Source organism: Streptomyces sp. W16, assembly GCF_033194735.1.
Classification (GTDB): Bacteria; Actinomycetota; Actinomycetes; order Streptomycetales; family Streptomycetaceae; genus Streptomyces.
In genome coordinates, this window is sequence record NZ_JAWOAI010000108.1 from 1 (window position 1) to 22,774 (window position 22,774).

General features: G+C 69.5%; 23 protein-coding genes and 2 pseudogenes. 8 read left to right on the forward strand and 17 right to left on the reverse strand.

Annotated elements, in window-relative coordinates; genetic code table 11:
- On the forward strand, positions 1-1,190 hold a 1,190-nt coding region (locus tag R6V09_RS16780; RefSeq protein WP_317882220.1), incomplete at its 5' end, for a potassium channel family protein.
- Positions 1,191-1,327: 137 nt separating this feature from the next.
- Here R6V09_RS16780 and R6V09_RS16785 read toward each other — a convergent pair.
- Complete coding sequence (locus R6V09_RS16785; RefSeq protein ID WP_317882221.1) at positions 1,328-3,133, reverse strand: S9 family peptidase; 1,806 nt, start codon at positions 3,131-3,133, stop codon at positions 1,328-1,330.
- 170 nt (positions 3,134-3,303) lie between these two features.
- Between R6V09_RS16785 and R6V09_RS16790 the strand changes: the two genes are divergently transcribed.
- A complete protein-coding gene (locus tag R6V09_RS16790) occupies positions 3,304-4,098 on the forward strand; it encodes an SURF1 family protein (protein ID WP_317882222.1) in 795 nt (264 codons plus the stop codon).
- A gap of 54 nt (positions 4,099-4,152) precedes the next feature.
- Here R6V09_RS16790 and R6V09_RS16795 read toward each other — a convergent pair whose 3' ends face one another.
- From R6V09_RS16795 to R6V09_RS16810, 4 genes are all read right to left on the reverse strand, one after another.
- A complete protein-coding gene (locus tag R6V09_RS16795; protein ID WP_442810070.1) occupies positions 4,153-5,481 on the reverse strand; it encodes a hypothetical protein in 1,329 nt (442 codons plus the stop codon).
- Complete coding sequence (locus R6V09_RS16800; RefSeq protein WP_317882238.1) at positions 5,478-6,053, reverse strand: SigE family RNA polymerase sigma factor; 576 nt, start codon at positions 6,051-6,053, stop codon at positions 5,478-5,480. Before R6V09_RS16800 ends, R6V09_RS16795 begins: the two co-directional genes overlap by 4 nt.
- Before the next feature lie 478 nt (positions 6,054-6,531).
- Complete coding sequence (locus R6V09_RS16805; protein ID WP_317882224.1) at positions 6,532-7,599, reverse strand: aspartate-semialdehyde dehydrogenase; 1,068 nt, start codon at positions 7,597-7,599, stop codon at positions 6,532-6,534.
- The gene (locus R6V09_RS16810; protein WP_317882225.1) at positions 7,599-8,870 is read right to left on the reverse strand and encodes an aspartate kinase; all 1,272 of its coding nucleotides are present in this window, start codon (positions 8,868-8,870) and stop codon (positions 7,599-7,601) included. The genes R6V09_RS16805 and R6V09_RS16810 overlap by 1 nt, the downstream gene beginning before the upstream one ends.
- Before the next feature lie 187 nt (positions 8,871-9,057).
- Here R6V09_RS16810 and R6V09_RS16815 point away from each other — a divergent pair, with 187 nt between their 5' ends.
- Positions 9,058-9,738: a response regulator transcription factor gene (locus R6V09_RS16815; protein ID WP_317882226.1), complete on the forward strand. Its 681-nt coding sequence runs from the start codon at positions 9,058-9,060 to the stop codon at positions 9,736-9,738.
- Positions 9,735-11,024: a HAMP domain-containing sensor histidine kinase gene (locus R6V09_RS16820; protein ID WP_317882227.1), complete on the forward strand. Its 1,290-nt coding sequence runs from the start codon at positions 9,735-9,737 to the stop codon at positions 11,022-11,024. The genes R6V09_RS16815 and R6V09_RS16820 overlap by 4 nt, the downstream gene beginning before the upstream one ends.
- Here the strand turns inward: R6V09_RS16820 and R6V09_RS16825 are convergent.
- Together R6V09_RS16825 and R6V09_RS16830 are read right to left on the reverse strand one after the other, a co-directional pair.
- The gene (locus R6V09_RS16825) at positions 10,990-11,490 is read right to left on the reverse strand and encodes an SgcJ/EcaC family oxidoreductase (RefSeq protein ID WP_317882228.1); all 501 of its coding nucleotides are present in this window, start codon (positions 11,488-11,490) and stop codon (positions 10,990-10,992) included. The genes R6V09_RS16820 and R6V09_RS16825 overlap by 35 nt on opposite strands.
- 105 nt (positions 11,491-11,595) lie before the next feature.
- A complete protein-coding gene (locus tag R6V09_RS16830; protein ID WP_043667796.1) occupies positions 11,596-11,787 on the reverse strand; it encodes a hypothetical protein in 192 nt (63 codons plus the stop codon).
- Between the two features lie 99 nt (positions 11,788-11,886).
- Here R6V09_RS16830 and R6V09_RS16835 point away from each other — a divergent pair, with 99 nt between their 5' ends.
- Positions 11,887-12,606 (forward strand): sulfite exporter TauE/SafE family protein, encoded by a 720-nt coding sequence (locus R6V09_RS16835; protein ID WP_317882229.1) that lies wholly within the window; start codon positions 11,887-11,889, stop codon positions 12,604-12,606.
- A 95-nt stretch (positions 12,607-12,701) separates the two neighbouring features.
- Here R6V09_RS16835 and R6V09_RS16840 read toward each other — a convergent pair.
- The 4 genes and pseudogenes from R6V09_RS16840 to R6V09_RS16855 all read right to left on the reverse strand — a co-directional run.
- Positions 12,702-13,154 (reverse strand): annotated as a pseudogene (locus R6V09_RS16840) (Uma2 family endonuclease); the annotation flags it as partial.
- Positions 13,155-13,180: 26 nt separating this feature from the next.
- A complete protein-coding gene (locus R6V09_RS16845) occupies positions 13,181-14,221 on the reverse strand; it encodes a hypothetical protein (RefSeq protein WP_317882230.1) in 1,041 nt (346 codons plus the stop codon).
- A 423-nt stretch (positions 14,222-14,644) separates the two neighbouring features.
- The gene (locus R6V09_RS16850) at positions 14,645-14,836 is read right to left on the reverse strand and encodes a DUF397 domain-containing protein (RefSeq protein WP_317882231.1); all 192 of its coding nucleotides are present in this window, start codon (positions 14,834-14,836) and stop codon (positions 14,645-14,647) included.
- Positions 14,833-15,654: a helix-turn-helix domain-containing protein gene (locus R6V09_RS16855; RefSeq protein ID WP_317882232.1), complete on the reverse strand. Its 822-nt coding sequence runs from the start codon at positions 15,652-15,654 to the stop codon at positions 14,833-14,835. The genes R6V09_RS16850 and R6V09_RS16855 overlap by 4 nt, the downstream gene beginning before the upstream one ends.
- A gap of 78 nt (positions 15,655-15,732) precedes the next feature.
- Between R6V09_RS16855 and R6V09_RS16860 the strand changes: the two genes are divergently transcribed.
- On the forward strand, positions 15,733-16,128 hold the full coding sequence (locus R6V09_RS16860; protein WP_317882233.1) for a hypothetical protein: 396 nt from the start codon (positions 15,733-15,735) through the stop codon (positions 16,126-16,128).
- A gap of 15 nt (positions 16,129-16,143) precedes the next feature.
- Here the strand turns inward: R6V09_RS16860 and R6V09_RS16865 are convergent, their stop codons facing one another.
- Positions 16,144-16,551, reverse strand: coding sequence for a peptidoglycan-binding domain-containing protein (locus tag R6V09_RS16865; protein WP_317882234.1), 408 nt, complete (start codon positions 16,549-16,551; stop codon positions 16,144-16,146).
- Positions 16,552-16,952: 401 nt separating this feature from the next.
- Here R6V09_RS16865 and R6V09_RS16870 point away from each other — a divergent pair, with 401 nt between their 5' ends.
- Entirely contained in the window at positions 16,953-17,678 is a 726-nt protein-coding gene (locus R6V09_RS16870) for an ArsR family transcriptional regulator (protein ID WP_317882235.1), read from the forward strand.
- 43 nt (positions 17,679-17,721) lie between these two features.
- On the opposite strand, the gene R6V09_RS16875 is transcribed toward R6V09_RS16870, so the two are convergent.
- From R6V09_RS16875 to R6V09_RS16885, 3 genes are all read right to left on the reverse strand, one after another.
- Complete coding sequence (locus tag R6V09_RS16875) at positions 17,722-18,384, reverse strand: DUF5063 domain-containing protein (RefSeq protein WP_043667402.1); 663 nt, start codon at positions 18,382-18,384, stop codon at positions 17,722-17,724.
- Positions 18,377-18,976, reverse strand: a complete 600-nt coding sequence (gene recR, locus R6V09_RS16880) for a recombination mediator RecR (protein WP_019070339.1) — start codon at positions 18,974-18,976, stop codon at positions 18,377-18,379. Before recR ends, R6V09_RS16875 begins: the two co-directional genes overlap by 8 nt.
- A 77-nt stretch (positions 18,977-19,053) precedes the next feature.
- Complete coding sequence (locus R6V09_RS16885; protein WP_026178802.1) at positions 19,054-19,398, reverse strand: YbaB/EbfC family nucleoid-associated protein; 345 nt, start codon at positions 19,396-19,398, stop codon at positions 19,054-19,056.
- Between the two features lie 274 nt (positions 19,399-19,672).
- On the opposite strand from R6V09_RS16885, the gene R6V09_RS16890 reads away from it, so the two are divergent.
- Positions 19,673-20,392 (forward strand): SLATT domain-containing protein, encoded by a 720-nt coding sequence (locus R6V09_RS16890; RefSeq protein WP_317882236.1) that lies wholly within the window; start codon positions 19,673-19,675, stop codon positions 20,390-20,392.
- Between the two features lie 139 nt (positions 20,393-20,531).
- Here R6V09_RS16890 and R6V09_RS16895 read toward each other — a convergent pair whose 3' ends face one another.
- A complete protein-coding gene (locus R6V09_RS16895) occupies positions 20,532-22,058 on the reverse strand; it encodes a substrate-binding domain-containing protein (RefSeq protein ID WP_317882237.1) in 1,527 nt (508 codons plus the stop codon).
- Between the two features lie 116 nt (positions 22,059-22,174).
- Positions 22,175-22,774 (reverse strand): annotated as a pseudogene (locus R6V09_RS16900) (serine/threonine protein kinase); the annotation flags it as partial.

A 22,774-nucleotide genomic window follows, 5' to 3' on the forward strand; every position in this document is an offset into this window, starting at 1 on the left:
GCTCCGAGGGCATGGGCGAACAGGGACCGCGCCTGCTGCCCGACGCGGCGGCCGTCGCCTCGGCCACCGGACGCGGCACCATCGTCCTGGAACAGGTGTCGTACGCCGGACCCCAACTTACGGCCGGCCGCGGGGGCGGTGTCGTACCGGCCTTCTCCTCCCTCTTCTCGCGGCGGCTGCGCTGGTCGCTGGCGGGCATGGTGGCGTGCGTGATCGGGCTCGCCGTCTCGCTGTGGCTGGTGACCGGTATCCATCCTGTGCGGGCCTTCTATCTGACGTTGCTCGATCTCTTCGCGATCGACGACCCCGCGATCGGGGCGCCGCTGGGCCGGCAGATCCTTCAACTCCTGTCCGGTCTCGTCGGGTTGCTGATGCTGCCGGTGCTGCTGGCCGCGGTCCTGGAGGCCCTCGGCACGTTCCGTACGGCGTCCGGGCTGCGCAAGCCGCCGCGTGGGCTCGGCGGGCATGTGGTGCTGCTCGGGCTCGGCAAAATCGGCACCCGGGTGCTGACCCGGCTGCGCGAACTCAACATCCCCGTGGTGTGCGTCGAGGCCGACCCCGAGGCACGCGGCCTCGCGGTCGCGCGCCGGCTGCGGGTGCCGGTGATCCTCGGGGACGTCACCCAGGAAGGCGTCCTGGAGTCCGCCAAGATCCACCGCGCGCACGCACTGCTCGCGGTCACCAGCTCCGACACCACCAACCTCGAAGCCGTGCTGTACGCCCGCTCCGTACGGTCCGATCTGCGCGTCGTACTCCGGCTGTACGACGACGACTTCGCGACCGCCGTGTACCGCACCCTGCGCGCCGCCCACCCCGGTGCCCTCACCCGGAGCCGGAGCGTCTCCCATCTGGCCGCGCCCGCGTTCGCCGGGGCGATGATGGGGCGGCAGATCCTGGGCGCGATCCCCGTCGAGCGGCGGGTGCTGCTGTTCGCGGCGATGACCGTGGGCGGGCATCCCCAGCTGGAGGGGAAGACGATGGCCGAGGCGTTCCGCGCCGGGTCGTGGCGGGTGCTGGCACTGGACACGGCGAACCGGGACGCGTCGGAGGACGTACGGCGGTCGGGGCTGGTGTGGGACCTCCCCGACACGTATGTCCTGCGGGGCTCGGACCGGGTGGTGCTTGCGGCTACCCGGCGGGGGCTGGCGGAGTTGCTGGGGCGGCGGCCTCGGGAGCGGGCCGGGACGTGACGGTGCGTGACGGGTGCCCTGTGCCGAAGCGGGCGTTGCTGGGGGCTGCGCCCCCAGACCCCCGCTTCGGCCCCGAAAGGGCCTCGTCCTCAAACGCCGGACAGGCTGGATGATGCCGACCCGCGCTCAAAAGGACCCTATTGAGTACCCCCCAAGTGCCTTGCCGCGAAGTCCAGTTCCAGCCTCACCTGCTTGATCCGCTCGTCCACCACCAGTGACCCGTGCCCCGCGTCGTACCGGTACACCTCGTGGACGGCGCCGCGCTTCTCCAGTCGTTCGACGTAGTTGTCGATCTGCTGGATCGGGCAGCGGGGGTCGTTGACGCCGGCCGAGATGTAGACCGGGGACGTGACCTTGTCGACGTAGGTCAGCGGGGAGGACGCCTCGAAGCGGTCGGGGACTTCTTCGGGGGTGCCGCCCAGCAGTGTGCGGTCCATGGCCTTCAGGGCTTCCATCTCGTCGTGGTACGCCGTGACGTAGTCGGCGACCGGGACGGCCGCGATGCCCAGGGTCCACGCGTCGGGCTGGGTGCCGATGCCGAGGAGGGTGAGGTAGCCGCCCCAGGAGCCGCCGGTGAGGATCAGCTTGGCGGGGTCGGCGAGGCCTGAGGTGATCGCCCACTCCCGGACCGCCGCGATGTCCTCCAGCTCGATCAGGCCGACCCGGTACTTCAGGGCGTCGGTCCACGCGCGGCCGTAACCGGTCGAGCCGCGGTAGTTGACCCGGACGACCGCGTACCCGTGGTCGACCCAGGCCGCCGGGCCCGCCGCGAAGGAGTCGCTGTCGTGCCAGGTCGGGCCGCCGTGGATGTCGAAGACCGTGGGGAGGGGGCCCGTGGTACCTGCCGGCTTCTGGACCAACGCGTGGATGCGTCCGCCTGGGCCCTCCACCCACACGTCCTCCACCGGGACCGAGCCGGGTGACTTCAGGCCGGGCGGGTCCAGGACGACCTCGCCCGTCGTCGAGCGCACGGCGGACGGCTCGGCGGACGACGACCAGAGGTATTCGACGCTGCCGTCGGGGCGGGCCGTCGCGCCCGAGACCGAACCGGGCGGCGTCGGCACCTTCTCCAGGTCGCCCGAAGCGAGGTCGTAGCGGAACACCTCGCTGCGGGCCTCGAAGCTGTGCGCGATGAGGAGGGCCGAGCCGTCCGGGTACCACTCGGCGCTCACGTCACCCGGCAGGTCCAGGGACAGGTCGGTCTCGCCGCCCTTCACCACGTCCCACACCAGGGGCTCCCAACGGCCGCGCCGCTGATGGCCGATGAGGAGCCGGGTGTCGCCGTCGACCGGTGCGAAGCCGAGGACCTCCAGGCCCAGTTCCTCGGTGCCGCCCTTGGTGTCGTCCAGGTCGGCGACCGCCGTGCCGTCCGGGCGCAGGACGCGCAGTGCCGAGTGCATCGCGTCGCCGTGCTCGGTGTGCTCGATCGCGATCAGCGAGCCGTCGTGCGAGAGGTCGCCGACGCCCGCGGACTCGCGGTGCCGGTAGATCAGCGTGGTCTCGTCGCCGGTGCGGGCGAGGTGGATCGTCGTACCGTCCTCGTCGGTGGAACGGCCCACGACCGCCGTGCGGCCGTCACGTGCGAGGGCCAGCCCGGCCGGGTAGGACGGTTCGAGGCCGGGGACGGCCGGTTCGTCGGGGCCGCCCTTGAAGGACTGGCTGCGCCAGACGCCGAACTCGTCGCCGTCCTTGTCGTCGAACCACCAGATCCACTCCCCGTCCGGGGAGAGCACACCGTCCGTCGTGCCGTTCGGCCGGTCCGTGACCTGGCGTTGCTCGCCCGTCGCCCGGTCCCAGGCGTACAGCTCATACGTCCCTGTCGCGTTCGACACGAACAGGGAACGGTCGGGTGCGTCCTCCGCCCAGTCGGGCAGGGACACTCGGGGCGCCCTGAAGCGCTTCTCCCAGTCCGGTGTGTACGCGGACCCGTTGCTCTCAGTCATGGCCCCATACTGCCCGCCCTCACAGACATTGCACTGACTGGATCCTCAGCCTGTGGATAACTTCGACCAAGACCCGGCCGGAGCATTGCCCGCGCGAGGTGAACCCCAGGGCCGACCCCCGGGCCGACCCCAGGGCCGAGCCCCCTACTGGAGCCCCGTACCGTGGGAGCGTGTACCGGTTTCTGCTGACATCGCGCTGGTGGGGCATCAACGTCTTCGTACTGCTCGCCATCCCCTTCTGCATCTTCATGGGGTCGTGGCAGCTGAGCCGGTTCCAGGCGCGCGTGGACAGCAGCCACCAGGCCACCCGGCAGGTCGAGACGGACCGCACGGAAGCCGCCCGCCCGCTCGCCGAACTGCTGCCGGTCGACCAGAGCACCTCGGGCCGGCAGACCACCGCGACCGGCCAGTACGGCAAGCAACTCCTCGTCCCCGACCGGCAGTTGGACGGGAAGAACGGTTTCTACGTCCTCACCCTGCTGCGCACCGACGACGGCAAGGCCCTGCCCGTGGTCCGCGGCTGGATCCCCGGCAAGCCCGACGCGGCCAAAGCGCCGGCCGCGCCGACCGGCGAAGTCACCGTCACCGGCTCGCTCCAGGCCTCCGAGACCCCCGGCGACAACGGCGTCAGCGCCCAGGGCGGACTGCCGTCCGGCCAGACCGCGGCGATCAGCGCGGCCTCGCTGGTGAACCTGGTGCCGTACCCCGTGTACGACGCGTGGATCACCCTCGACAAGGCCGACTCCGGGATGACCGCCGTACCGGCGACCGCGCCCGCGAACACCGGCCTCGACCTGAAGGCGTTCCAGAACCTCGGCTACACCGGCGAGTGGTTCGTCTTCGCGGGCTTCGTCGTCTTCATGTGGTTCCGGCTGCTGCGCCGCGAGGTGGAGTTCGCGCGGGACGCGGAGCTGGGGCTGGTGCCCGAGGACGAGAGCGAGCGGGCGGCCCGCGTGACCGTCTGACGCCACCGGGTCCCCCGCGGACCGGCGACTGGAACCTTGCGACCGACGGCCGTCCTACGACGCCGGCAGCACGCCCGTCCGGAAGATCGTCCCCGCGCACGCGTTCGGTACGACGGCCGTGGCCGTCGGTGAGCCCGCCTGCGCCGTGTGCGAGACCTCGACGCTGCCGTCGAGCGTGCCGTCCTCCGGGAGCAGCTGGGCGGACGTGCCGGTGTCACCGGCGGTGGAGCCGGTGGTGGTGCTGGCGTCCTCCGTGGGCGACGGGCTGGTCGTGGGGCCGCCGGTGGTGCCGCCGGTGCTGCCGCTGCTGGTGGGGCAGGTCTCGGAGGGCACCCAGGCGAACTTGACCAGGTAGGAGGAGCCCGGCGGCAGCACCAGTTCGGCGGGCTCCGTCGACGGGTCGGGCAGGCCGGTCGCCGCGTCCCCCGCGGCGTGCGTCTGCAGGACGATCTTGCTGCTGTCCGCGGCCCCCAGCGCGGAGAATCCCACGGTGCCGGGGCCGCCGACGGTACAGCTGGTGCCGGAGGTGTTGGTGACGGTGAACGTGCCGTAGACCGTGCCCACCGAGTCGGCGGCGGCCACGGACGAGGTGGCCGAGCCGAGCTGCGCGGCGGCGCAGACGGGCGCGGCCGTCCCGGTGCTGGCCGAGGGTTTGGCGCTCACGGTGCCGGCGCCCGGGCTCTTGCTCCCGCCCTCGTTCTTGTGGCCGCCCGGATTCTGCCCCGACGTCTGCCCGGAGGAACCGCCGGAGGTGTTGGAGCCTCCGTCCGGGTTCTTGCCCTGGCTGGTGCCGCCCTGGGCCTGTGAGCTGTTGCCCGCCATGGACGGGTCGACGCCGGAGCCGGTGGAGTTGGAGACGTGCACGAGGGCCGGGATGGCGGTGCCGAAGAAGAGCGCGGCGGCGGCCATGCCGACGACGGCCTGGCGCTTGCGGGCCCGGCGGGCGGGCACCGCCTTGCGCAGGTGCTCCAGCGTGCCGTCGCGTGGCTCGACCTCCTGGACCGCCTGGTGCAGCAGCCGGCGCAGCGCCAGCTCGTCCGGGGCGAATCCCTCGGTGTCGTGGTCGCCGGGTCGTCCCTCGGACACCCCTGGTCCTGCGAGCCCTGCGAGTCCCTCAAGTCCCCCGGGGTCGCGCCTCTCGGCGGTCGCGGGGTTCTCGGGGTTCTCCCCTCCGGAGCTGCCTCCGGAGTTGGCTCCAGGGCTTCCTCCGGAGTTCCCGTCGAGGCTCGGCCCGGTGGGGCTCTGTTCGTCGGGGCCGTGGTTCACAATTCCGTTCCCAGCGTGCGATTCGTTCGGTTCTTCCTTGCGGGCCCAGGTCGGACCGCGCCGGACTTCCGGCTCGCGCCGCGCGCGTGAGTCGTTTCCGTCGACGTTGTCGCTCATGCCGATGCCTCCATCGCGATCCGGAGGGCGGCGATGCCACGCGAGCCGTACGCCTTCACCGAACCCAGCGAGATGCCGAGCGACTCGGCGACCTGCGCCTCGGTCATGTCCGCGAAGTAGCGCAGCACCAGGACCTCGCGCTGGCGGCGCTGCAGGCCCTTCATCGCCTTGATGAGGGAGTCGCGCTCCAACAGGTCGTAGGCGCCCTCCTCCGCGCTGGCCATGTCCGGCATCGGCTTCGAGAGGAGCTTGAGGCCGAGGATGCGGCGGCGCAGGGCCGAGCGGGAGAGGTTGACGACGGTCTGGCGCAGATACGCCAGGGTCTTCTCGGGGTCACGGACACGTTTGCGCGCCGAGTGGACCCGGATGAACGCCTCCTGGACGACGTCCTCGCAGGAGGCGGTGTCGTCGAGGAGGAGTGCGGCCAGGCCGAGCAGCGAGCGGTAGTGCGCCCGATAGGTCTCGGTGAGGTGGTCGACGGTCGTTCCGGCCGCGACGGTGTCGTCGGCACCGTCGCGCTGGTTCGGGATGCGGGCGGGCCGCGCTGCGGGCATCGGCGCGATCACCGGCATGCCGCCGGGCGCACGGGATCCACGCGGAGGCCGTAGGGCCGTGCCGCGTGCCGCAGTGAAGTCGAGTACCTGAGCCACGCAAGTTGGACACGCTTCCCCCCTTGGGGGTTGTACGCGTCGACCGTCACATTTATGTCAGACGAAACAAACAGTCCACCCACCCGTCTGGTGTCAGGCAGCACAACCGACAGTGCGTCGCACACCCTCATGCCTACCCGCTCTTCCCCTGTGTCACAAAAGGCCGGGGCGTCCCCACGCCCCTCGCCGCATCCCCGCGCCCGCTGAAGGGCGTCCGCAAAGACGCTCCCCGCTCACCGCGCGGTTGCGGAGAGCGGGGAGTGAAATCTTCGGATGCGGAGGTGGCTGGATTCAAGTGGTCCCAACCATTAATCCGGCCACATCGCGCACAGTGATCCTACAAACCCCTGCGCCACTGGCCAGCGGATTTACGGCCGGGCGGAGTGAGCGGGTCCGGTTCTCACCCGAGGTCCCGCGCCACCAGCTCGGCGATCTGTGCCGTATTGAGGGCCGCTCCCTTGCGCAAATTGTCCCCGCAGACGAAGAGTTCGAGGGCCGTCGGGTCGTCCAGCGCCCGCCGCAGCCGCCCCACCCAGGTCGGGTCGGTGCCCACCACGTCGGCGGGGGTGGGGAACTCTCCGGCGGCCGGATTGTCGAAGAGGACGACGCCCGGGGCCGTAGCGAGGATCTCGCGCGCCCCGTCGACGGTGACCTCGCCCTGGAAGCGGGCGTGGACGGTGAGGGAGTGCGTGGTGATCACCGGGACGCGGACGCAGGTCACGGCGACCGGCAGCGCGGGCTGGCCGAGGATCTTGCGGGTCTCGTCCCGCACCTTCATCTCCTCCGAGGACCAGCCGTCCTCGCGCAGCGAACCGGCCCACGGTACGACGTTCAGCGCGACCGGCTCCGGGAACGGCCCGGTGTTGTCCCCGACGGCCCGCCGTACGTCACCGGGCTTGGTGCCCAGGTCCGTACCGGCGACCAGGGCGAGTTGCTGGCGCAGGGTGTCGACGCCGGCCCGGCCGGCCCCGCTCACCGCCTGGTACGACGACACCACCAGCTCGCGCAGCCCGAACTCGGCGTGCAGCGCGCCCACGGCGACGATCATCGACAGGGTCGTGCAGTTCGGGTTGGCGATGATGCCGCGCGGTCGCCAGCGCACCTTGTGCGGGTTGACCTCGGGGACCACCAGGGGCACCTCGGGGTCCATCCGGAAGGCGCCCGAGTTGTCGACGACGACCACGCCCTTGGCGGCGGCGACCGGCGCCCACTGGGCGGAGACCTCGTCGGGGACGTCGAACATGGCGACGTCGACCCCGTCGAAGGCCTCCTCCGTCAGGGCCACCACCTCGACCTGCTCCCCGCGCAGGGCCAGCTTGCGGCCGGCCGAGCGCGGGGACGCGATCAGGCGGATCTCGCCCCAGATGTCCGCATGCTGGGACAGGATCTGGAGCATGACCGTGCCGACGGCCCCGGTCGCTCCGACAACGGCGAGCGTCGGACGCACGGTCGCTCCGGTGGTGGCCATCAGCGGCCGGTGCCTCCGTAGACGACGGCTTCGTCGCTGTCGGAGTCGAGGCCGAACGCCGTGTGCACGGCGCGGACGGCCTCGTTGACGTCGTCGGCGCGGGTGACCACCGAGATGCGGATCTCGGAGGTCGAGATCAGCTCGATGTTGACGCCCGCGTCGGACAGGGCGGTGAAGAAGTCGGCGGTGACGCCGGGGTTCGTCTTCATCCCCGCGCCCACCAGCGAGATCTTCCCGATCTGGTCGTCGTAGCGCAGCGACTCGAAGCCGATGCCGCCCTTGTTCTTCTCCAGGGCGTCGATGGCCTTGCGGCCCTCAGCCTTGGGGAGGGTGAAGGAGATGTCGGTGAGGCCGGTCGAGGCCGCCGACACGTTCTGCACGATCATGTCGATGTTGACCTGGGCGTCGGAGATCGTCCGGAAGATCACCGCGGCCTCGCCCGGCTTGTCGGGCACGCCGACGACCGTGATCTTGGCCTCGGAGGTGTCGTGCGCGACACCGGAGATGATGGCCTGCTCCACCTTCTGGTCCCCAATCGGCTCACTGCTGACCCAGGTGCCCTGAAGTCCACTGAAGCTGGACCGCACATGGATCGGGATGTTGTATCGGCGGGCGTACTCCACACAGCGGTGGAGCAGCACCTTGGAGCCGGAGGCGGCGAGCTCCAGCATGTCCTCGAAGACGATCCAGTCGATCTTCTTCGCCTTCGGCACCACACGCGGGTCGGCGGTGAACACACCGTCGACGTCCGTGTAGATCTCGCACACCTCGGCGTCGAGAGCGGCGGCCAGCGCGACGGCCGTCGTGTCGCTGCCACCCCGTCCCAGCGTGGTGATGTCCTTCTTGTCCTGGCTCACACCCTGGAACCCGGCGACGATGGCGATGTTGCCCTCGTCCAACGCCGTACGGATCCGACCGGGCGTGACGTCGATGATCCGCGCTTTGTTGTGGACCGAGTCGGTGATGACGCCTGCCTGGCTACCGGTGAACGACTGGGCTTCATGCCCCAGGTTTTTGATCGCCATGGCCAGCAGCGCCATGGAGATCCGCTCTCCGGCGGTCAGCAGCATGTCGAACTCACGCCCGGCGGGCATCGGAGATACCTGCTCGGCGAGATCGATCAGCTCGTCCGTCGTGTCGCCCATCGCGGAAACGACGACGACCACTTGATGGCCGTTCTTCTTCGCTTCGACGATTCGCTTGGCGACACGCTTGATGCCCTCGGCATCGGCTACGGAGGAGCCTCCGTACTTCTGCACGACAAGGCCCACGTGCGCTCCTCGCTCAGTCCTGGTGTGTCGGCTCAGTTTAACGAGCGCCCGAAATTCCCCTCCCAGGTATCGCATGGTGAGATTCGGACGCCCAGGTCAGCGCATGCCCACTTAAGGGGTGCGGGAAAAGTGCCGAGCGTCACAGGTGACAGTCGGGAATGGGGTTTCCCGCACTAAGGTGCGCCGTGTGCGCGTACTTCTGGTGGAAGACGATGAACCCGTGGCCGAGTCGCTGCGACGCGGACTGCTGCGCTACGGCTTCGAGGTCGACTGGGTCACCACGGGCGGGGCGGCGCTGAGCCACAAGGACCCCTACGACGTCGTCCTCCTCGACCTGGGCCTGCCCGACACCGACGGCCTCGACGTGTGCAAGGCGCTGCGCGCCCGCGGCGACATCCCGATCATCGTGATCAGTGCGCGCAGCGACGAGACGGACCGGGTGGTCGGCCTGGAGCTGGGCGCCGACGACTACGTCTCGAAACCGTTCGGGGTACGGGAGGTCATCGCGCGGATAAGGGCGGTGATGCGTCGCGCCCAGCCCCGGGCCGAGGCTGCGGGCCCCGACGCCTATGGCACCCGCCTCACCATCGACCGCAAGGCCGCCCGCGTCCGCCTCGACGGCGAGGAGGTGCCGCTGGCCCCCAAGGAGTACGACCTGCTGTCGTTCCTCACCGAGGAGCCGGGCGCGCTGATGTCGCGCGAGCAGATCATGGAAGCGGTCTGGGACGCGAACTGGTTCGGCCCGACGAAGACGCTCGACGTCCATGTGGCCGCGCTGCGACGGAAGTTGGCGGGCGCGATCACGATCGAGGCGGTACGGGGGGTTGGTTTCCGCCTGGAGATCGTCGACGGGCCTCCGGCCTCATGATCCGGCAGCTCATCGTCAGCTACGTCCTGCTCGTGGCCGTGGCGCTGACGGCGTTCACCGTGCCGGTCGCCTTCACGCTGACCGCTCAACTCCGGGGCGACACCGAGCAGTCGGTGCGGCGCGAGGCGAAGACGATGGCCCTGCTCCTGAGCGGCGACGCCGCCTCGCGCGCCGCGCTGGACCGCATGGTGGTGGCGTACGCGCAGGAGACCCCCGGCACGGCCGAGGTACTGCCCGCGGCGCGGGCGAAGACCGCGACGCACTGGGGCGACGGAGCGTTGGAGGTGACCGAACCGGCCGAGCGCGACGGCCGGACCGTCGGCGCCGTACGCATCTCGTACCCGACCTCGGACCTGACCCGGCGCCTGGTGCAGATCTGGGGCTTCCGCGCGATCCTCGCCCTCGCCGTCCTGGCGGTGGCGGCCGGCCTGGGCGCGCTCGTGGCCCGCCGTCTGACCCGCCCCCTGCGCCAACTCAACGACATGGCGAGCAAGTTCAGCGACGGCGACCTGACGGCCCGCTCCCCCGTGACGGGCCCGCACGAGACGCAGACGCTGGCCAGGACGTTGAACCAGGCGGGCGAACGCCTCGACACCCTCATCGCCTCGCAGCGCATCTTCGTCGCCGACGCCTCCCACCAACTCCGCACCCCGCTCACGGCGTTGAGACTCTCGCTGGACAACATCGCGGACGGCACGGACGACGAGTTCGTGCGCGAGGACGTGGAGCAGGCGACGGCTGAGGTGGTCCGGATGAGCCGCCTCGTCAACGGCCTGCTGGTGCTGGCGCGGGCCGAGGCGAAGGTGACGGCCGCGGAACCCCTCCCGCTTCGGGAGATCGTGGCCGAACGCCTCTCGGTGTGGAGACCGGCCGCCGACGAGCGCGGAGTCGAGATCGCGCTCAGGGGGAGTGTTGTCGACGGCCGGCCGCTTGTGCTGGCCAGTCCCGGTCATCTCGAACAGGTCCTGGACAACGTGCTGTCGAACGCCCTGGAGGTGTCACCGGACGGCGCGACGATCACCGTACGGTCCGAACTTCGGGGCGACGAGGTCGAGTTGACGGTGACGGACGAGGGCCCCGGCATGTCCGACGCGGACAAGTCCCGCGCCTTCGACCGCTTCTGGCGCGGTCAGGGCCTCACCGGGCGCTCCGGTTCGGGCCTGGGCCTGGCCGTCGTACGCCAGTTGGTGACGGACGACGGCGGAACGGTGGCCCTCCGGGACGCTCCCGGCCGTGGGCTGTCCGTGGTGATCACCCTTCGGGCATCACCGAGGAGTGGTGGTTGACGATCAGCCACTTGCCGCCGCGCTTCTCGTACTCGTAGGTGTAACGGGCCTCCACGACACGCTTCTTGCCGGTGTTCGGGTCGGTGAGCGTGATGTCGTAGGCACCCGCGTCGATGGCCGAGTTCCTGTCGAGGACGTTGATGTACGTCTCGACCTTCTTCGCGACCGGCTTGTTCGGCAGGAAGTGCTCGAAGTAGTCGACGATCTCGGCACGGTCGGTGCGGATCTCGTTGGACACGGTCGGCAGGAGCACGGCGTCCGGCGCGTACCGGTTGGCGACCTTCTTCGGGTCACCGGTCTGCAGCGCGGCGTTCCAGCCGTCGAAGAGGGCGGCTATCTGCTTCTTGCTGGGCTTGGCGTCGTGCTGGGGCCCGGCGGTCGCGGCGACGGTACCGAGGGTGCCGAGGGCCAGGGCGGTGGTGACGGTGACGACGGCTGCACGCTTGCTCATGGTCCGGCGGGTCATCTCAACTCCAGTTGTACTGGTGCGTTTTGGGATGACTCCAGACTGGCTTTCGGCGGGTTAGCGCCTGTGCAGCGGACGTACAGGAGGCGGCAAGGGTGGCTCCAATTAACGCGCTGTAGCCGCCTGCCCACGGTCCCGCACCAGACTGACCCCGGCCCCCAGGGACACGACACCCATACCGACGGCGGTCATCACGCCCTGCGTTCCGTCGACGACGAAGGGTGCGACCGCGGCGACGGCCAGGTTGAAGAGGAAGAGGAACCAGAGGACGGGCTTGGAGGAGAGGAAGTTCTTCATGCGTCCAACGATCCCGTTTCCAGTGCGCCGCAACGAGGGAGCCCAGTCCCGAAGCAAAGGTGTAGCGGGCTACACCTCGTCCCGGAATGATGTTGCCCCATGACGGGGGAAATACTGCTGGCCGCGATCGTCCTGCTCGGCTCGTCCGTCCAGTGGCTGACGGGCATGGGCTTCGCCCTGGTCGCCGTACCGGCCCTCGTACTCCTCCTCGGCCCGACGCAAGGAGTCGTCCTCGCCAACTGCGCGGCCGGTGCGATCAGCGTCGTGGGCCTGGCGGGCGGCTGGCGCAAGGTCCGGGCGCGCGCGATGGTGCCGCTGTGCGCGGCGGCGGCCTGCACGGTGCCGGCGGGGGCGTGGATGACCCGCCAACTCCCGCCGTCTGTGCTGCTGTTGGTGATGGGCGGGTTGGTGACGGTGGCTGTCCTGCTGGTGATGAAGGGCGCCCGGGTGCCGGCACTTCGGGGCACTCGCGGTGCCGTCGCGGCGGGCGCGGCGGGCGGTTTCATGAACGCGGCGGCGGGGGTGGGCGGTCCGCCGATCTCCCTCTACGCGGTCAACGCGGGTTGGACGGTACGGGAGTTCGTGCCCAACGCGCAGTTCTACGGCGTCGTCGTCAACGCGTTCTCGGTGGCGGCGAACGGGGTGCCGTCGTTGAGCGGGGCGCGGTGGGTGGCGGTCGGCGCGGCGATGGTCGTGGGCGGGGTGATCGGGCGGGGGTTGGCGGGGCGGATACCGGAGCCGCGGGCGCGGTTGCTGGTGTTGGGGCTGGCGTTGGCGGGTGGGGTTACGGCGGTGGGGAAGGGGGTTTGGGGGTTGTGATCAATCGGCGAACTCCTTGAGGGGTCGGTGTCCAGGGTGATGTTCACCGGGTCGGGGATCTCGACGGGGGCGCCGAACGGCGCGTTCACCTGTTGCCTGTAACGACCGTCCTCGGGATGAGTGAACACGGTGACTGTGCAGTCGTCCCGGTCGATGAGTACGTAGACCGGGATTCCGGCCGCCGCATAGCCATCAGGCTTGTCGAGCCGGTCCCGTTGAGCGGCATCGGCGTCCCACGAAGTCACCTCTGCGGCCATCAGGGCTGTCCCCGTGTCCGACCATTCGCCGTGTCCCTTGAGGCCGCCCCGGGGAACGAGGACGCCATCCGCACAAGCGCGCCCCTTCCCACAGCTCTCCGTCTTGAGCCCGCGCTCCGCGTGCAGCCACAGGTCGGGAAGGCGCTGCATGCACACCCTCTGCAGCCAGGCGACGATCTCACTGTGGTTGCCGTCCGGCATGGGTTTGACGACGACCTTTCCGTTGATGAACTCCAGCCGGACGGTCTCCGGCGCCCGGCGCTCCAGCTCCTCGAAAGCTTCGATGGACATCTGCGGCTGCTGCCGCCTCTCGACCGTCACGGATTCCACCGCCTCGGCGGGAGGCCGTTCGCGATGCGGTCGCGGTTGTCGCGGTAGTGGTAGTGGACGCGGTCCTCGATCGCCACGGGGCGGAACGTGTCGGGCACGGGCCCGCCCGTACGGCGTTCCAGCTTCTGCTTCAGGAAGCGGGCCGTCGTGGTTCCCAGGTAGGCGATCTCCTCGAAGCCCTTCTTGACCTCCTCCTCGCTCAGGTCCGGCTCCGCACGGCATTCCTCGCACACACCGTTGATGATCTTCGCCGTCCGCTCGTCGGCGTCGCAGGTGGCGCAGGCCATGAGCACGCGGGTCACACGGGCGCGGAGGGGGCGGGTCTCGGCGGCGTCGTTCTTCTTCGGGGGCATCTTGGTCTCCAGTCGGGTGCGGGCCAGCCCGCCCGGGTTCGTGATGGTGGGTGGCAGTCCGTCGGTCAGCGCGCGGGCCATGTCGGCCGAGGTGGCGCCTCGTGCCAGCCACTCGGCGGCGAGGGGTTCGAGGGCTCGGCACTCGGCTTCGGAGAGGGACATACGGGGGTCTGTGGCGCGGAGTTGGGCGAGTGCGCGGTACGCGGCGCTGGGCTCGGGGGTCGGGTCCGTCTCCGGCGTCCCGTCGCTCTCGCTCTCCGGCACGGCGGTCGGGGTCGGGTCCTCCGCCCTCGCCAGGCCCGGCTGGTAGTCATGCGTGACGTCCCTGCCGTGGCGCTCCCGCGCGAACTCGGCCCACCACTGCGCCGACCTGGGCGTACGCGACCAGTACGTCCGCGTCACCCACCGCATCGAGTTGTCCTCGACGGTGATGTGTTCCTTGATCCAGCGCAGGTGGCCGGCCTCGGTGAGGCTCTTGAGCGACATACGGCAGGCCTGCTGGCCGTAGCGGGGATGCTCGGCCGCGATCACCTTGTGGCCCATGGCGTGGCCGTTGTCGAGGTGGTCGATGAAGACGGCGATCTCGGCGTCACGGGGGCTCAGGTGTGCGAAGTCCGGGTCGGCGTGCGGGTCTTCGTCACCCGTGGCGCGTTTTCCGTAGCCCGTTCTGGCCATGGGGTGCGACGGGGACGGCAGGGCAGGGCTAGGCTGGGCGTAAGCCACGATCGAGCTCTCTTCGATTCGTAGGTCCAGGCCCCGGAGCCGGTGCTACCAACACCGACCGGGGCCGAACTATTTGCTTGTTTGCCGCGAACCTAGAGTGGCTTTACCTTGCGGCGCAAGCCGATCATGGAATGTCACCCGTTCGGGTTAAACCCACCTCAACTCACGTACAGGCTTGGTTGGTTGGTTTGTATTTCACCCAACCCAGAACCCAAGAAAAGAGCTCGGAGCCCGGGGCTCAAGGATGCTGTTGGCGAATCCGGTGCGGCCGGGCCACCCACTCCAGAAAAGTGTGACACTTCTCGCGGAAGTGTCACACTTTCTCAGCTGGGCAGGGTTGCCCCGACCCGCTGACGGGATTGGCCAACAGGGTCCTCAAGCTCCGGGGTGAGCTGCGGAGACGAAGGCCGTCCAAGCGGGGGCGGAGAGGGCAAGTTCGGGCCCCGCGAAGTTCTTGGAGTCGCGTATGTGGACGGTCAACTGCGGTGCGGGGAGGGCGACCTCGACGCAGTTGCCGCCCTCGTCGTCGCTGTAACTCGACTTGAACCACTTCAGCTGGTCACTCATGGCTGATCCACCATCCGTTCGACGAAACGGGCCGACTCATCGGGGCTGAGAGCCTGCGCGCGGATCATGCTAAGCCGCTCGGTCACACGGCTGACAACCTCCGGATCAGCCGACAGTTCACTGGCGAACGGGCCCTCCGCATAGGCGAATCGCTCGTGGTCGCGAGTCTCCAGCAGCACCATGGACCCCATGAGGGTCGAGGGGATGGCCCGCTCGAAGGGGAGCACCTGCACCGTGACGTTCCGCAGACGGGACACCTCCAGCAGACGGCGCAGCTGTTCGGTGTCCACCAGGGGACTGCGCAACACCGCCTCGTAGAGGATGAAACTCAGGGCCACCGACGGCTTCTGCTCCGTGAGGATGGCCTGCCGCTCCGCGCGTCCCTCGATCCGCTCCTCCACCGTCTCCTCGTCCAGGGGCGGGCAGCGGTTCTCGATCAGCGTGCGCGCGTACCCCGGCGTCTGCAACAGCCCCGGGACGACCGTGGTCTCGTACGACCAGTGGCTGATCGCGTCCTTCTCCCGCTCCATGAAGTCCTGCGCCCGCGAAGGGAACTTCTCCTTGTTCAGGTAGTCCTTCGCCGCACTCAGCATGCCGTCCGCGTTGCACAGATCGTCAGCCGTGTCGAGCACTCGTGGCGTCGGCCTCCGTACGCCCTGCTCCATCGACTTGATGGTGTCCAGCGCGTAGTGGGAGGCGGCGGCCAGTTCCTCGCGGCTGACATTCGCCTTCGTGCGCCAGCGTTTCAACTGGTTCCCGCTGTAGCGCCAGGCCACCGGTGGCTGGGAGTTGGAGTTCGCGTTGGACTTGCCCTGCATGGCACCCACCTCCGACGGATACACCGCTCCGTGTATCACCTCAGTCACTACCGAGCGTAGCTTCGTGCGCGCCACCGTGTGACCATGACCGACTCAATTCACCTGCCGGACTGGATCCCCGCATCCGGTCACCAACTCCGCCTCACCGGCGTCCACTTCGACGCCGTACGCATCGAAGGCGTGCGGGGAGAACGGGTCGCCGCGCGTCTCATCGAGGCCGCCGACGGGGATGCCGGACCCGTCGTCTGCGAGGCCGCGGGGTTCCGGTGGATGTATTTCCTGCTGGCGCCTGGGGAAGTACGCCGGCACAACTGGCCTTTGGGCGTGCAGCAATTCGGGGGACGGGGCACTCGTACCGTCACGTACATCGGGATTCCGGCGCTGGACGGGAACACGTGGCCGTTGCGGTGGTACAGCGAGCCTACGGTCACGGCGCCTTTTGTGGAGGCGGGGCTGGTGCACGCCGCACTGTGAACCGTCCATTGTGCGTCAGGCAGTCGCACAGCCGTCGCCGGAATGCAGTGCGTTCCAGGTACGCGGGTCCACGATCCCGTCCGTCTTAAGAGGGATGAGGCAGCCTCGCGCGTCGTCCCACGACTGGAACGCGCGCACGGCCAGGTAAACGCTGTTTTTGTAGCGGCCGTTCGCGCCGGCCCCATACCAGCCCCGGAAAGCCAGAAGGCATTGCACCTCGCGCACCCGGGGCCCGGTGTCGCCCTCCTGCGTGAGCACTGTTCCGCTGTAGTTGCCGCAGGACACTTTGGCGTTCGGCGCGGCAGGCACCGCAATGGGAGCCAGAGCGGCCGTAGTCGGCCCGGAGGCGGTGCCGTTGACGTGCAATCCCGAAACAATGAGCGCGACCGTGACACCTGCCGTCACTTGGGTCCTGAAAGACATCCCTCATCCCTCATTCAACAGTCCGTTTAAGGGTGAGGTAACGCTGCCACCGACACATATCCGAGGGCTACACTTTTAAGCGGTGCCTTAACAACGGTCCAATGAGGATTCGTTGAGCATTGAGGGAGGCGAATGCCACGCTCCGCATTCATTTCACAGATGCCGATCTAGTCCGGACCAAGATGGCGGCAGCACCGGATCCGCTCTGGGAGATAGCCCTCAGTCTGCATCGAATCCAAGCCGCGGAAGGACGGTGGGCGTACGCCGACTGGTTCCGTGATGCACAAAAACAGCTGATTCAAAAGGATCTTGGGAGCGTGGTCACGCAACTCCTGTTGCCAATTTTCGCAAAGGGAGCCTACTACCCCGACTTCCTGAACCCTTTCGAGGCACAAGGCGGGTTGACCGCTGGAATTACCGCGATCATCGACACCCCGCCGGAGCAGATACGAGAAGAGGTCCGGCGTTTCGCCGCGCAGGGGGTGGCCCCGGCGTGGGCGCCGCGCCTCGCCGAACGCCGGGTGCGCGAGGAGGTGGCGTTCGGCCTGCGCCAGTACTACGACGTCGCCATCGCGCCGTACCACGACTACTCCCGCGCCTGCCTGGACTCGGAGCGGGCCGTCCTGGGCCAGGCCATGCTGCACGGCGGCCCCGACGGGCTGCTGGCCAACCTCGGGCCGCACATGCGATGGGTACCACCGATTCTGCATGTGAACTATCCAGTCGAGGACCGCGATCTGCTGCTGGGCGGCCGGGGACTGCTGCTTGTACCGTCCTACTTCTGCTGGGGTGCGCCTGTGTGCCTGGGGGACCCGACGCTGCCTCAGGTCCTGGTCTACTCTCCGCACCGGGAAACGCTGGACTCTCCCGGGCTGTCCTCCTCCACCGCACCACTCGGCGTCCTGCTAGGCCGCACCCGAGCACTGATGCTGCGGGCCACTGCGGGCGGCGCCTCGACAGGTGAACTGGCCCGCGCCGCCTGCGTCTCCGCCGCGGCGGCGAGCCAGCACACCGCGGCGCTCCGGAACGCGGGACTGATCACCAGCTACCGCGATGGTCCTCGGGTCCTGCACTCCATCACCCCCTTGGGGGCAGCTCTGCTGCAGGGCCCGAACCAGGCCGTATGAGGCGCGGGCCAGGGGTGCGGAAAGACAGCTGCTCCAGCCGGAACTACTTCACCGGCCTGATCCCCAACGGCCCCGCGATCTCCTCCACCATCACCTTGCCCGCCTCGAACTCCAGCGTCTCGTCGCCCATCACGCTCTGGTCCGTGTCGAGGCCGTCCAGCTCCGCGAGGGGCTGGTTCAACCGCACATGGGCGACCACGGACTGGAGGGCCCGGAGCGTCGCCGACGCCGTGGAGCCCCAGTTGGAGAAGTAGGAGAACTGCCACCACCACAGGGCCTCCGTGGTGCGGCCCGCGCGGTAGTGGGCCATGCCGTGGCGGAGGTCGGTGATGAGGTCGGCGAGGTCGTCGGAGATGCGGGCCGGGACCGGGGCCTTGCGCGGCTCGTAGGGGTCGAAGACCTCCGAGTACACGTCGATCGGCTCCAGCATCACCGCGAAGCGCTCGCGGAGTTCGTCCACATCCGGCTCCGGGCCCAGGTCGGGCTCGTAGCGCTCGTCGGGGACGATGTCCTCGTGCGCGCCCAACCGGCCGCCTGCCAGCAGGAGTTGGGAGACCTCCAAGAGGAGGAAGGGGACCGCGGAGTCGGGGTCCTCGCCCTTCGCTACCTCCGACACGGCCACCAGGAAGCTCTCGACCTGGTCCGCGATCTGGACCGCGAAGTCGTCCGGGTCCTGTGCGGTGGCATGCAGTGTGGCGTCAGACATCTAGGAGTCGTCTCCCCTCGAAGGCGCGGCCGAGGGTCACCTCGTCCGCGTATTCCAGGTCTCCGCCCACCGGGAGGCCGCTGGCCAGGCGGGTGACCTTGAGGCCCATGGGCTTGATCATGCGGGCGAGGTACGTGGCCGTGGCCTCGCCTTCCAGATTCGGGTCCGTGGCAAGGATCAGCTCCGTGACCGTACCGTCGGCCAACCGCGCGAGAAGTTCTCGTATACGCAGGTCGTCCGGTCCGACACCTTCGATCGGGCTGATCGCGCCGCCGAGGACGTGGTACTTGCCCCGGAACTCGCGCGTCCGCTCGACCGCCACTACGTCCTTCGGTTCCTCGACCACGCAGATCACCGAGAGGTCGCGGCGCGGGTCGCGGCAGATGCCGCACAGCTCTTCCTGCGCGACGTTTCCGCAGGTCGCGCAGAAGCGGACCTTCGCCTTGACCTCCATCAGGCACTGCGCGAGCCGGCGGACGTCCGTCGGCTCCGCCTGCAGGATGTGGAAGGCGATCCGCTGCGCGCTCTTGGGACCGACGCCGGGGAGCCGCCCCAACTCGTCGATGAGGTCCTGGACCACGCCTTCGTACAACGGACTGCCTGCCCTTCCTCGGAGTCTCCGGAGTCTTGCGGGAGGTACATACGTACCGTAGTTGGCCGCGGGCCGTCTTAGAAAGGCAGACCGGGGATACCGCTGCCGCCGCCCAGTCCCTGCGCGAGCGGGCCGAGCTTCTGCTGCTGGAGGGTCTGCGCGTTCTCGTTGGCCGCCTGGACGGCCGCGACGATCAGATCCGCGAGCGTCTCGGTGTCGTCCGGGTCGACCGCCTTCGGGTCGATCTTCAGCGCGCGCAGCTCGCCGGCGCCGGTGACGGTGGCCTTGACCAGGCCGCCGCCGGCCTGTCCGTCGACCTCGGTCCGCGCCAGCTCCTCCTGCGCGTTCGCCAGGTCCTGCTGCATCTTCTGGGCCTGCTGGAGCAGCTGCTGCATATTGGGCTGGCCACCACCGGGAATCACGATCAGCTCCTGGTTTCGTACGGCTGTCAGTCAGGGGTTCGGGCAGGGGTACGGCTGTCCGGGCGAGGTTTTTCCCCGCTCGGCACGAGCCTACGTGGTCCGAGCAGTCATCGCTTCAGCACTCTTTCGAGTGAGTCCGTACCGCGTCCTATACCTGATCAAGACCCACTTCCGGGCGGAAAAGAGGTGAAACCGGAGCCTTCGCCACCCATTGGGCGGTAGGAAGGATCCGGCACATCAGCATCAGGTGTCACACAACGTAAGGGAGTGCCGGGTGGGTCAGCCGGAGATTCAGCCCGAGGGTGGCGATCTGGCCGGGCGGACGTTTCCGCTCGGGGACTGGGGCGAGCCCGCGGCCCGGCTTGACGAGCTGTACCGGTGGGTCGAGCGCGGGGCGCTGGAGACGGCGGCCTGGTACCTCACGGACCGGGTGTGGAAGCGGCGCGGGGCGCGGGTGCTGCGTACGGGTGCGGCGCTGGGCGCGGTCGTCGGGGCGGCGCTGCCGCTGCTCGACCTCACCGGGGTGGTGGCCGGGCTGGCCGCCTGGGGCTATCTGGCGCTGCTGCTCGGGGCGGCGTGCGTGGCCGGGGACCGGCTCTTCGGGATGACGTCCGGGTGGATGAGGGACGTGGCTACGGCGCAGGCGGTGCAGCGGCGGCTTCAGGTGCTCCAGTTCGACTGGGCGTCGGAGGGCGTGCGGGAGGTGCTGGGACCGGCCGACGGGACGGCGAGCGAGGCCGCGGACCGGTGTCTGGGGGTGCTGCGGCGGTTCTCGGAGGACGTGACGGAGCTGGTGCGGATGGAGACGGCCGACTGGATGGTGGAGTTCCGGACTGGGTCGGCACCGCTGGGCATCCAGTCGACGGTGGCCGGCGGGGGGCGGCAGGAGGGGGCGGTCGTACACGGCAGGTTCCCGATGCCGCCGGGACCGGGCGGGCCGGGAGGCGGCAGCCGGCCGAACATGCCACGGCAGCGACCACCCGAGCCGCGGTGAGGTGAGCGGGACCGCGCAGGGGCGGGCGCCCGGACCTCACGGGATCAGCCGAGACCAGCCGGAACCTCGCGGAACCAGGGCGGACCGGGAGGCGGAAATCGGCCGAACGACTCCCCGAGCTCCGTTCCGCCGTCGTGGGCTACGTGCACAGCTTCATGCCCTCCACGGTCCCGCACGGGATGTGGCCGTGGACGCGGATCACGTCCTGGCCGACGCCCTGTGTCAGATAGTTCAGGAAGCTCGACGTGAGGGAGTCGGCCGGGGGCCGGCCATATGTGTAGGCGTACTCGATCTCGCGGTACGGGTAGCTGCTCGTGCCCTGTTCGATGGCGTCCACGGACGCGGCGTGGCCGTCGAGGGTGAGCACGTGCAGGCCCTTGGCGTGTGAGGCGAGGGTGAGTTCGCTGTAGCCGATCGCGCCGGGGAGTTCGGCGACCTGGGCCAACACCTGGTCCGTGGAGTCGAGTTCGCAGCGGATGACGGGCGCCGTCGGATCGTCCTTGTGGACGCAGTCGACGGAGGAGTTGGCGATCTCGCCGCGTTTCAGCACCCGGCGCTGGAACACCTGTCTCGTCCCGGAGTTGGCGTCCCGGCTGACCAGGTGCACCGCCACGTCCGGTCCGCCGAGCTCCCGCCAGTTCTTGATCTCGCCCCGGTACAGGCGTCGTACGTCCGTGGTGGACAGGTTCTTGAGGCGGATGCCGTTGTTGACGACGATCGCGAAGACCGACACCGCGACCCGCTTCTCCAGCAGTTGGGGCATGTCGCTCGGCTTGGGGCCGTCCGACAGGGCCACGACCGCCGGTGAGCCCTTCTTCGACGCGAGCCCGGTGGCCTCCAACTCCCGTACGCCCGCGGTCGATCCGTGCGGGTCCACCACGACCTTCGAGCCCTCGCAGTCCTTCTCGTACTTCTTCGCGACCTCCTGCGTCACCGGCGCGAAGGCGGTCGAACCGGTGACGGTGAGGGTGCCGTGCGCGCAGCCGATCGGCGGCGGGGTGTCGTCGCGGGCCACGACGATCGTCGCCAGCGTCACCACGCACACCGTGAGCATGATGGTGATCAGCCGGGAGGCGCGGCTGAACAGGGGCGCCTTGTCGTCCGGGGTCGCGCTGCGGTTGGGGTGCACCTCGCCGTCGCGGATACCGCCGATGAGCCGTATGTCGCAGCCGACGTCGCCGCCGGACAGCAGCACCAGCAGCTTGAAGTGGTCGCGGGGGTTGAGCGGGACGCGCGGGATGCGCAGGGTGTTGGTGTCGTAGCCGAGGCCGGCCGCCGGGGTGAAGTGGTCCATCAGATGGTCGGTGCCGACCGGCTGGGTGACCGAGACCCCGCGGATCGTGCGGTCGGTGAACACGGCGGTGAGGCCGTGGAGTTCGCGCCCGGTGTAGTCGTTGTCGGCGATGCTCTGCGAACCGTCGTTCTCGATGCGCAGCAGGACGAGGGTGGCGTCGGACATGCCGGGGGCCTCGTCGAAGAGGCCGAGACGGCGGTTGGCGCGGCCCGAACGGACACCGTCACCAATGGGGTTGTCCATCTGGACGCGGTAGCCGATCCGCTTGCGGCGCGGCACCCGGCGTTCGTACCAGACCATCACGCCGGACGCGACGATACCGAGCACCGCGGTGCCCACGGCGACGACGTTCTCCGCGCTCAGCCACTCCACTGCGGGCCCCCGCTCCCCAGCCGGTCGTGGGGTCACGGTACGGGCGGCCGGAAAACCCGCGGGGGCGGTCGGCCGAAGTTCGGGTGACGTTCAACTGGCCCTGCAGTAAAGGGACTTCAGCCCGACTTCGTGTACGTCAGCTTCTCGCCGTTGCCGGTGTTCACCCGCTGGAGGGTGCCGTCCGACAGCAGGGTGACCTCACTGGCCGCGCCCGGGCTGCAGGACGACAACGGCTGCCCCGAGGTGACGGTGGAGGCGCCGAGCCTCAACGGGCCGTCGCCGCCGGGCCGTTGGGCGAGGTCGGCGCTGAACACGCAGTGGTAGCCGGGGCCGTCCGCGACCAGCTTCAGTACGGGATCCCCCACCTTCCCCTGCCTGATGGTGAGTTGGCGGGTGTTGTGGCCCGTGGAGTTGTCGATGGACGCGTTCCAGGTGCCGAGATAGCCGCTCGGTACGGCGTCGCCGCCGCTCGGTGTGGCGGAGGAGGACGGCGACTTCGTCGGCGCCGGTTCCCCGGCGGTCGGACCCGGGGTGGTGGGCGCGGCGCCGGTGGCCCGGCCGCCCGAACCGGCCGCCGTACGGCTGCCGTTGCCGCCGCCCTTCATCAGCGCGTACACCGAGCCGCCCGCCCCCAGCGCGACGACCAGCGCGACCACGACCAGCAGCACGGTCGACCGCCTGCTCCGGCGCGGCTCCGGGGGCTCCGCGTAGGGCCC

What these genes read in the sequence shown, in the direction of transcription:
- R6V09_RS16785 (WP_317882221.1), bottom strand. Translation starts at nt 3,133, where the DNA reads ATGACTGAGAGCAACGGGTCCGCGTACACACCGGACTGGGAGAAGCGC.
- R6V09_RS16850 (WP_317882231.1), bottom strand. Translation starts at nt 14,836, where the DNA reads ATGAGTGACCAGCTGAAGTGGTTCAAGTCGAGTTACAGCGACGACGAG.
- R6V09_RS16800 (WP_317882238.1), bottom strand. Translation starts at nt 6,053, where the DNA reads ATGCCGGTGATCGCGCCGATGCCCGCAGCGCGGCCCGCCCGCATCCCG.
- R6V09_RS16845 (WP_317882230.1), bottom strand. Translation starts at nt 14,221, where the DNA reads ATGGCCAGAACGGGCTACGGAAAACGCGCCACGGGTGACGAAGACCCG.
- R6V09_RS16865 (WP_317882234.1), bottom strand. Translation starts at nt 16,551, where the DNA reads ATGTCTTTCAGGACCCAAGTGACGGCAGGTGTCACGGTCGCGCTCATT.
- R6V09_RS16835 (WP_317882229.1), top strand. Translation starts at nt 11,887, where the DNA reads ATGACGGGGGAAATACTGCTGGCCGCGATCGTCCTGCTCGGCTCGTCC.
- R6V09_RS16820 (WP_317882227.1), top strand. Translation starts at nt 9,735, where the DNA reads ATGATCCGGCAGCTCATCGTCAGCTACGTCCTGCTCGTGGCCGTGGCG.
- R6V09_RS16825 (WP_317882228.1), bottom strand. Translation starts at nt 11,490, where the DNA reads ATGACCCGCCGGACCATGAGCAAGCGTGCAGCCGTCGTCACCGTCACC.
- R6V09_RS16830 (WP_043667796.1), bottom strand. Translation starts at nt 11,787, where the DNA reads ATGAAGAACTTCCTCTCCTCCAAGCCCGTCCTCTGGTTCCTCTTCCTC.
- R6V09_RS16805 (WP_317882224.1), bottom strand. Translation starts at nt 7,599, where the DNA reads ATGGCCACCACCGGAGCGACCGTGCGTCCGACGCTCGCCGTTGTCGGA.
- R6V09_RS16795 (WP_442810070.1), bottom strand. Translation starts at nt 5,481, where the DNA reads ATGAGCGACAACGTCGACGGAAACGACTCACGCGCGCGGCGCGAGCCG.
- R6V09_RS16875 (WP_043667402.1), bottom strand. Translation starts at nt 18,384, where the DNA reads ATGTCTGACGCCACACTGCATGCCACCGCACAGGACCCGGACGACTTC.
- R6V09_RS16855 (WP_317882232.1), bottom strand. Translation starts at nt 15,654, where the DNA reads ATGCAGGGCAAGTCCAACGCGAACTCCAACTCCCAGCCACCGGTGGCC.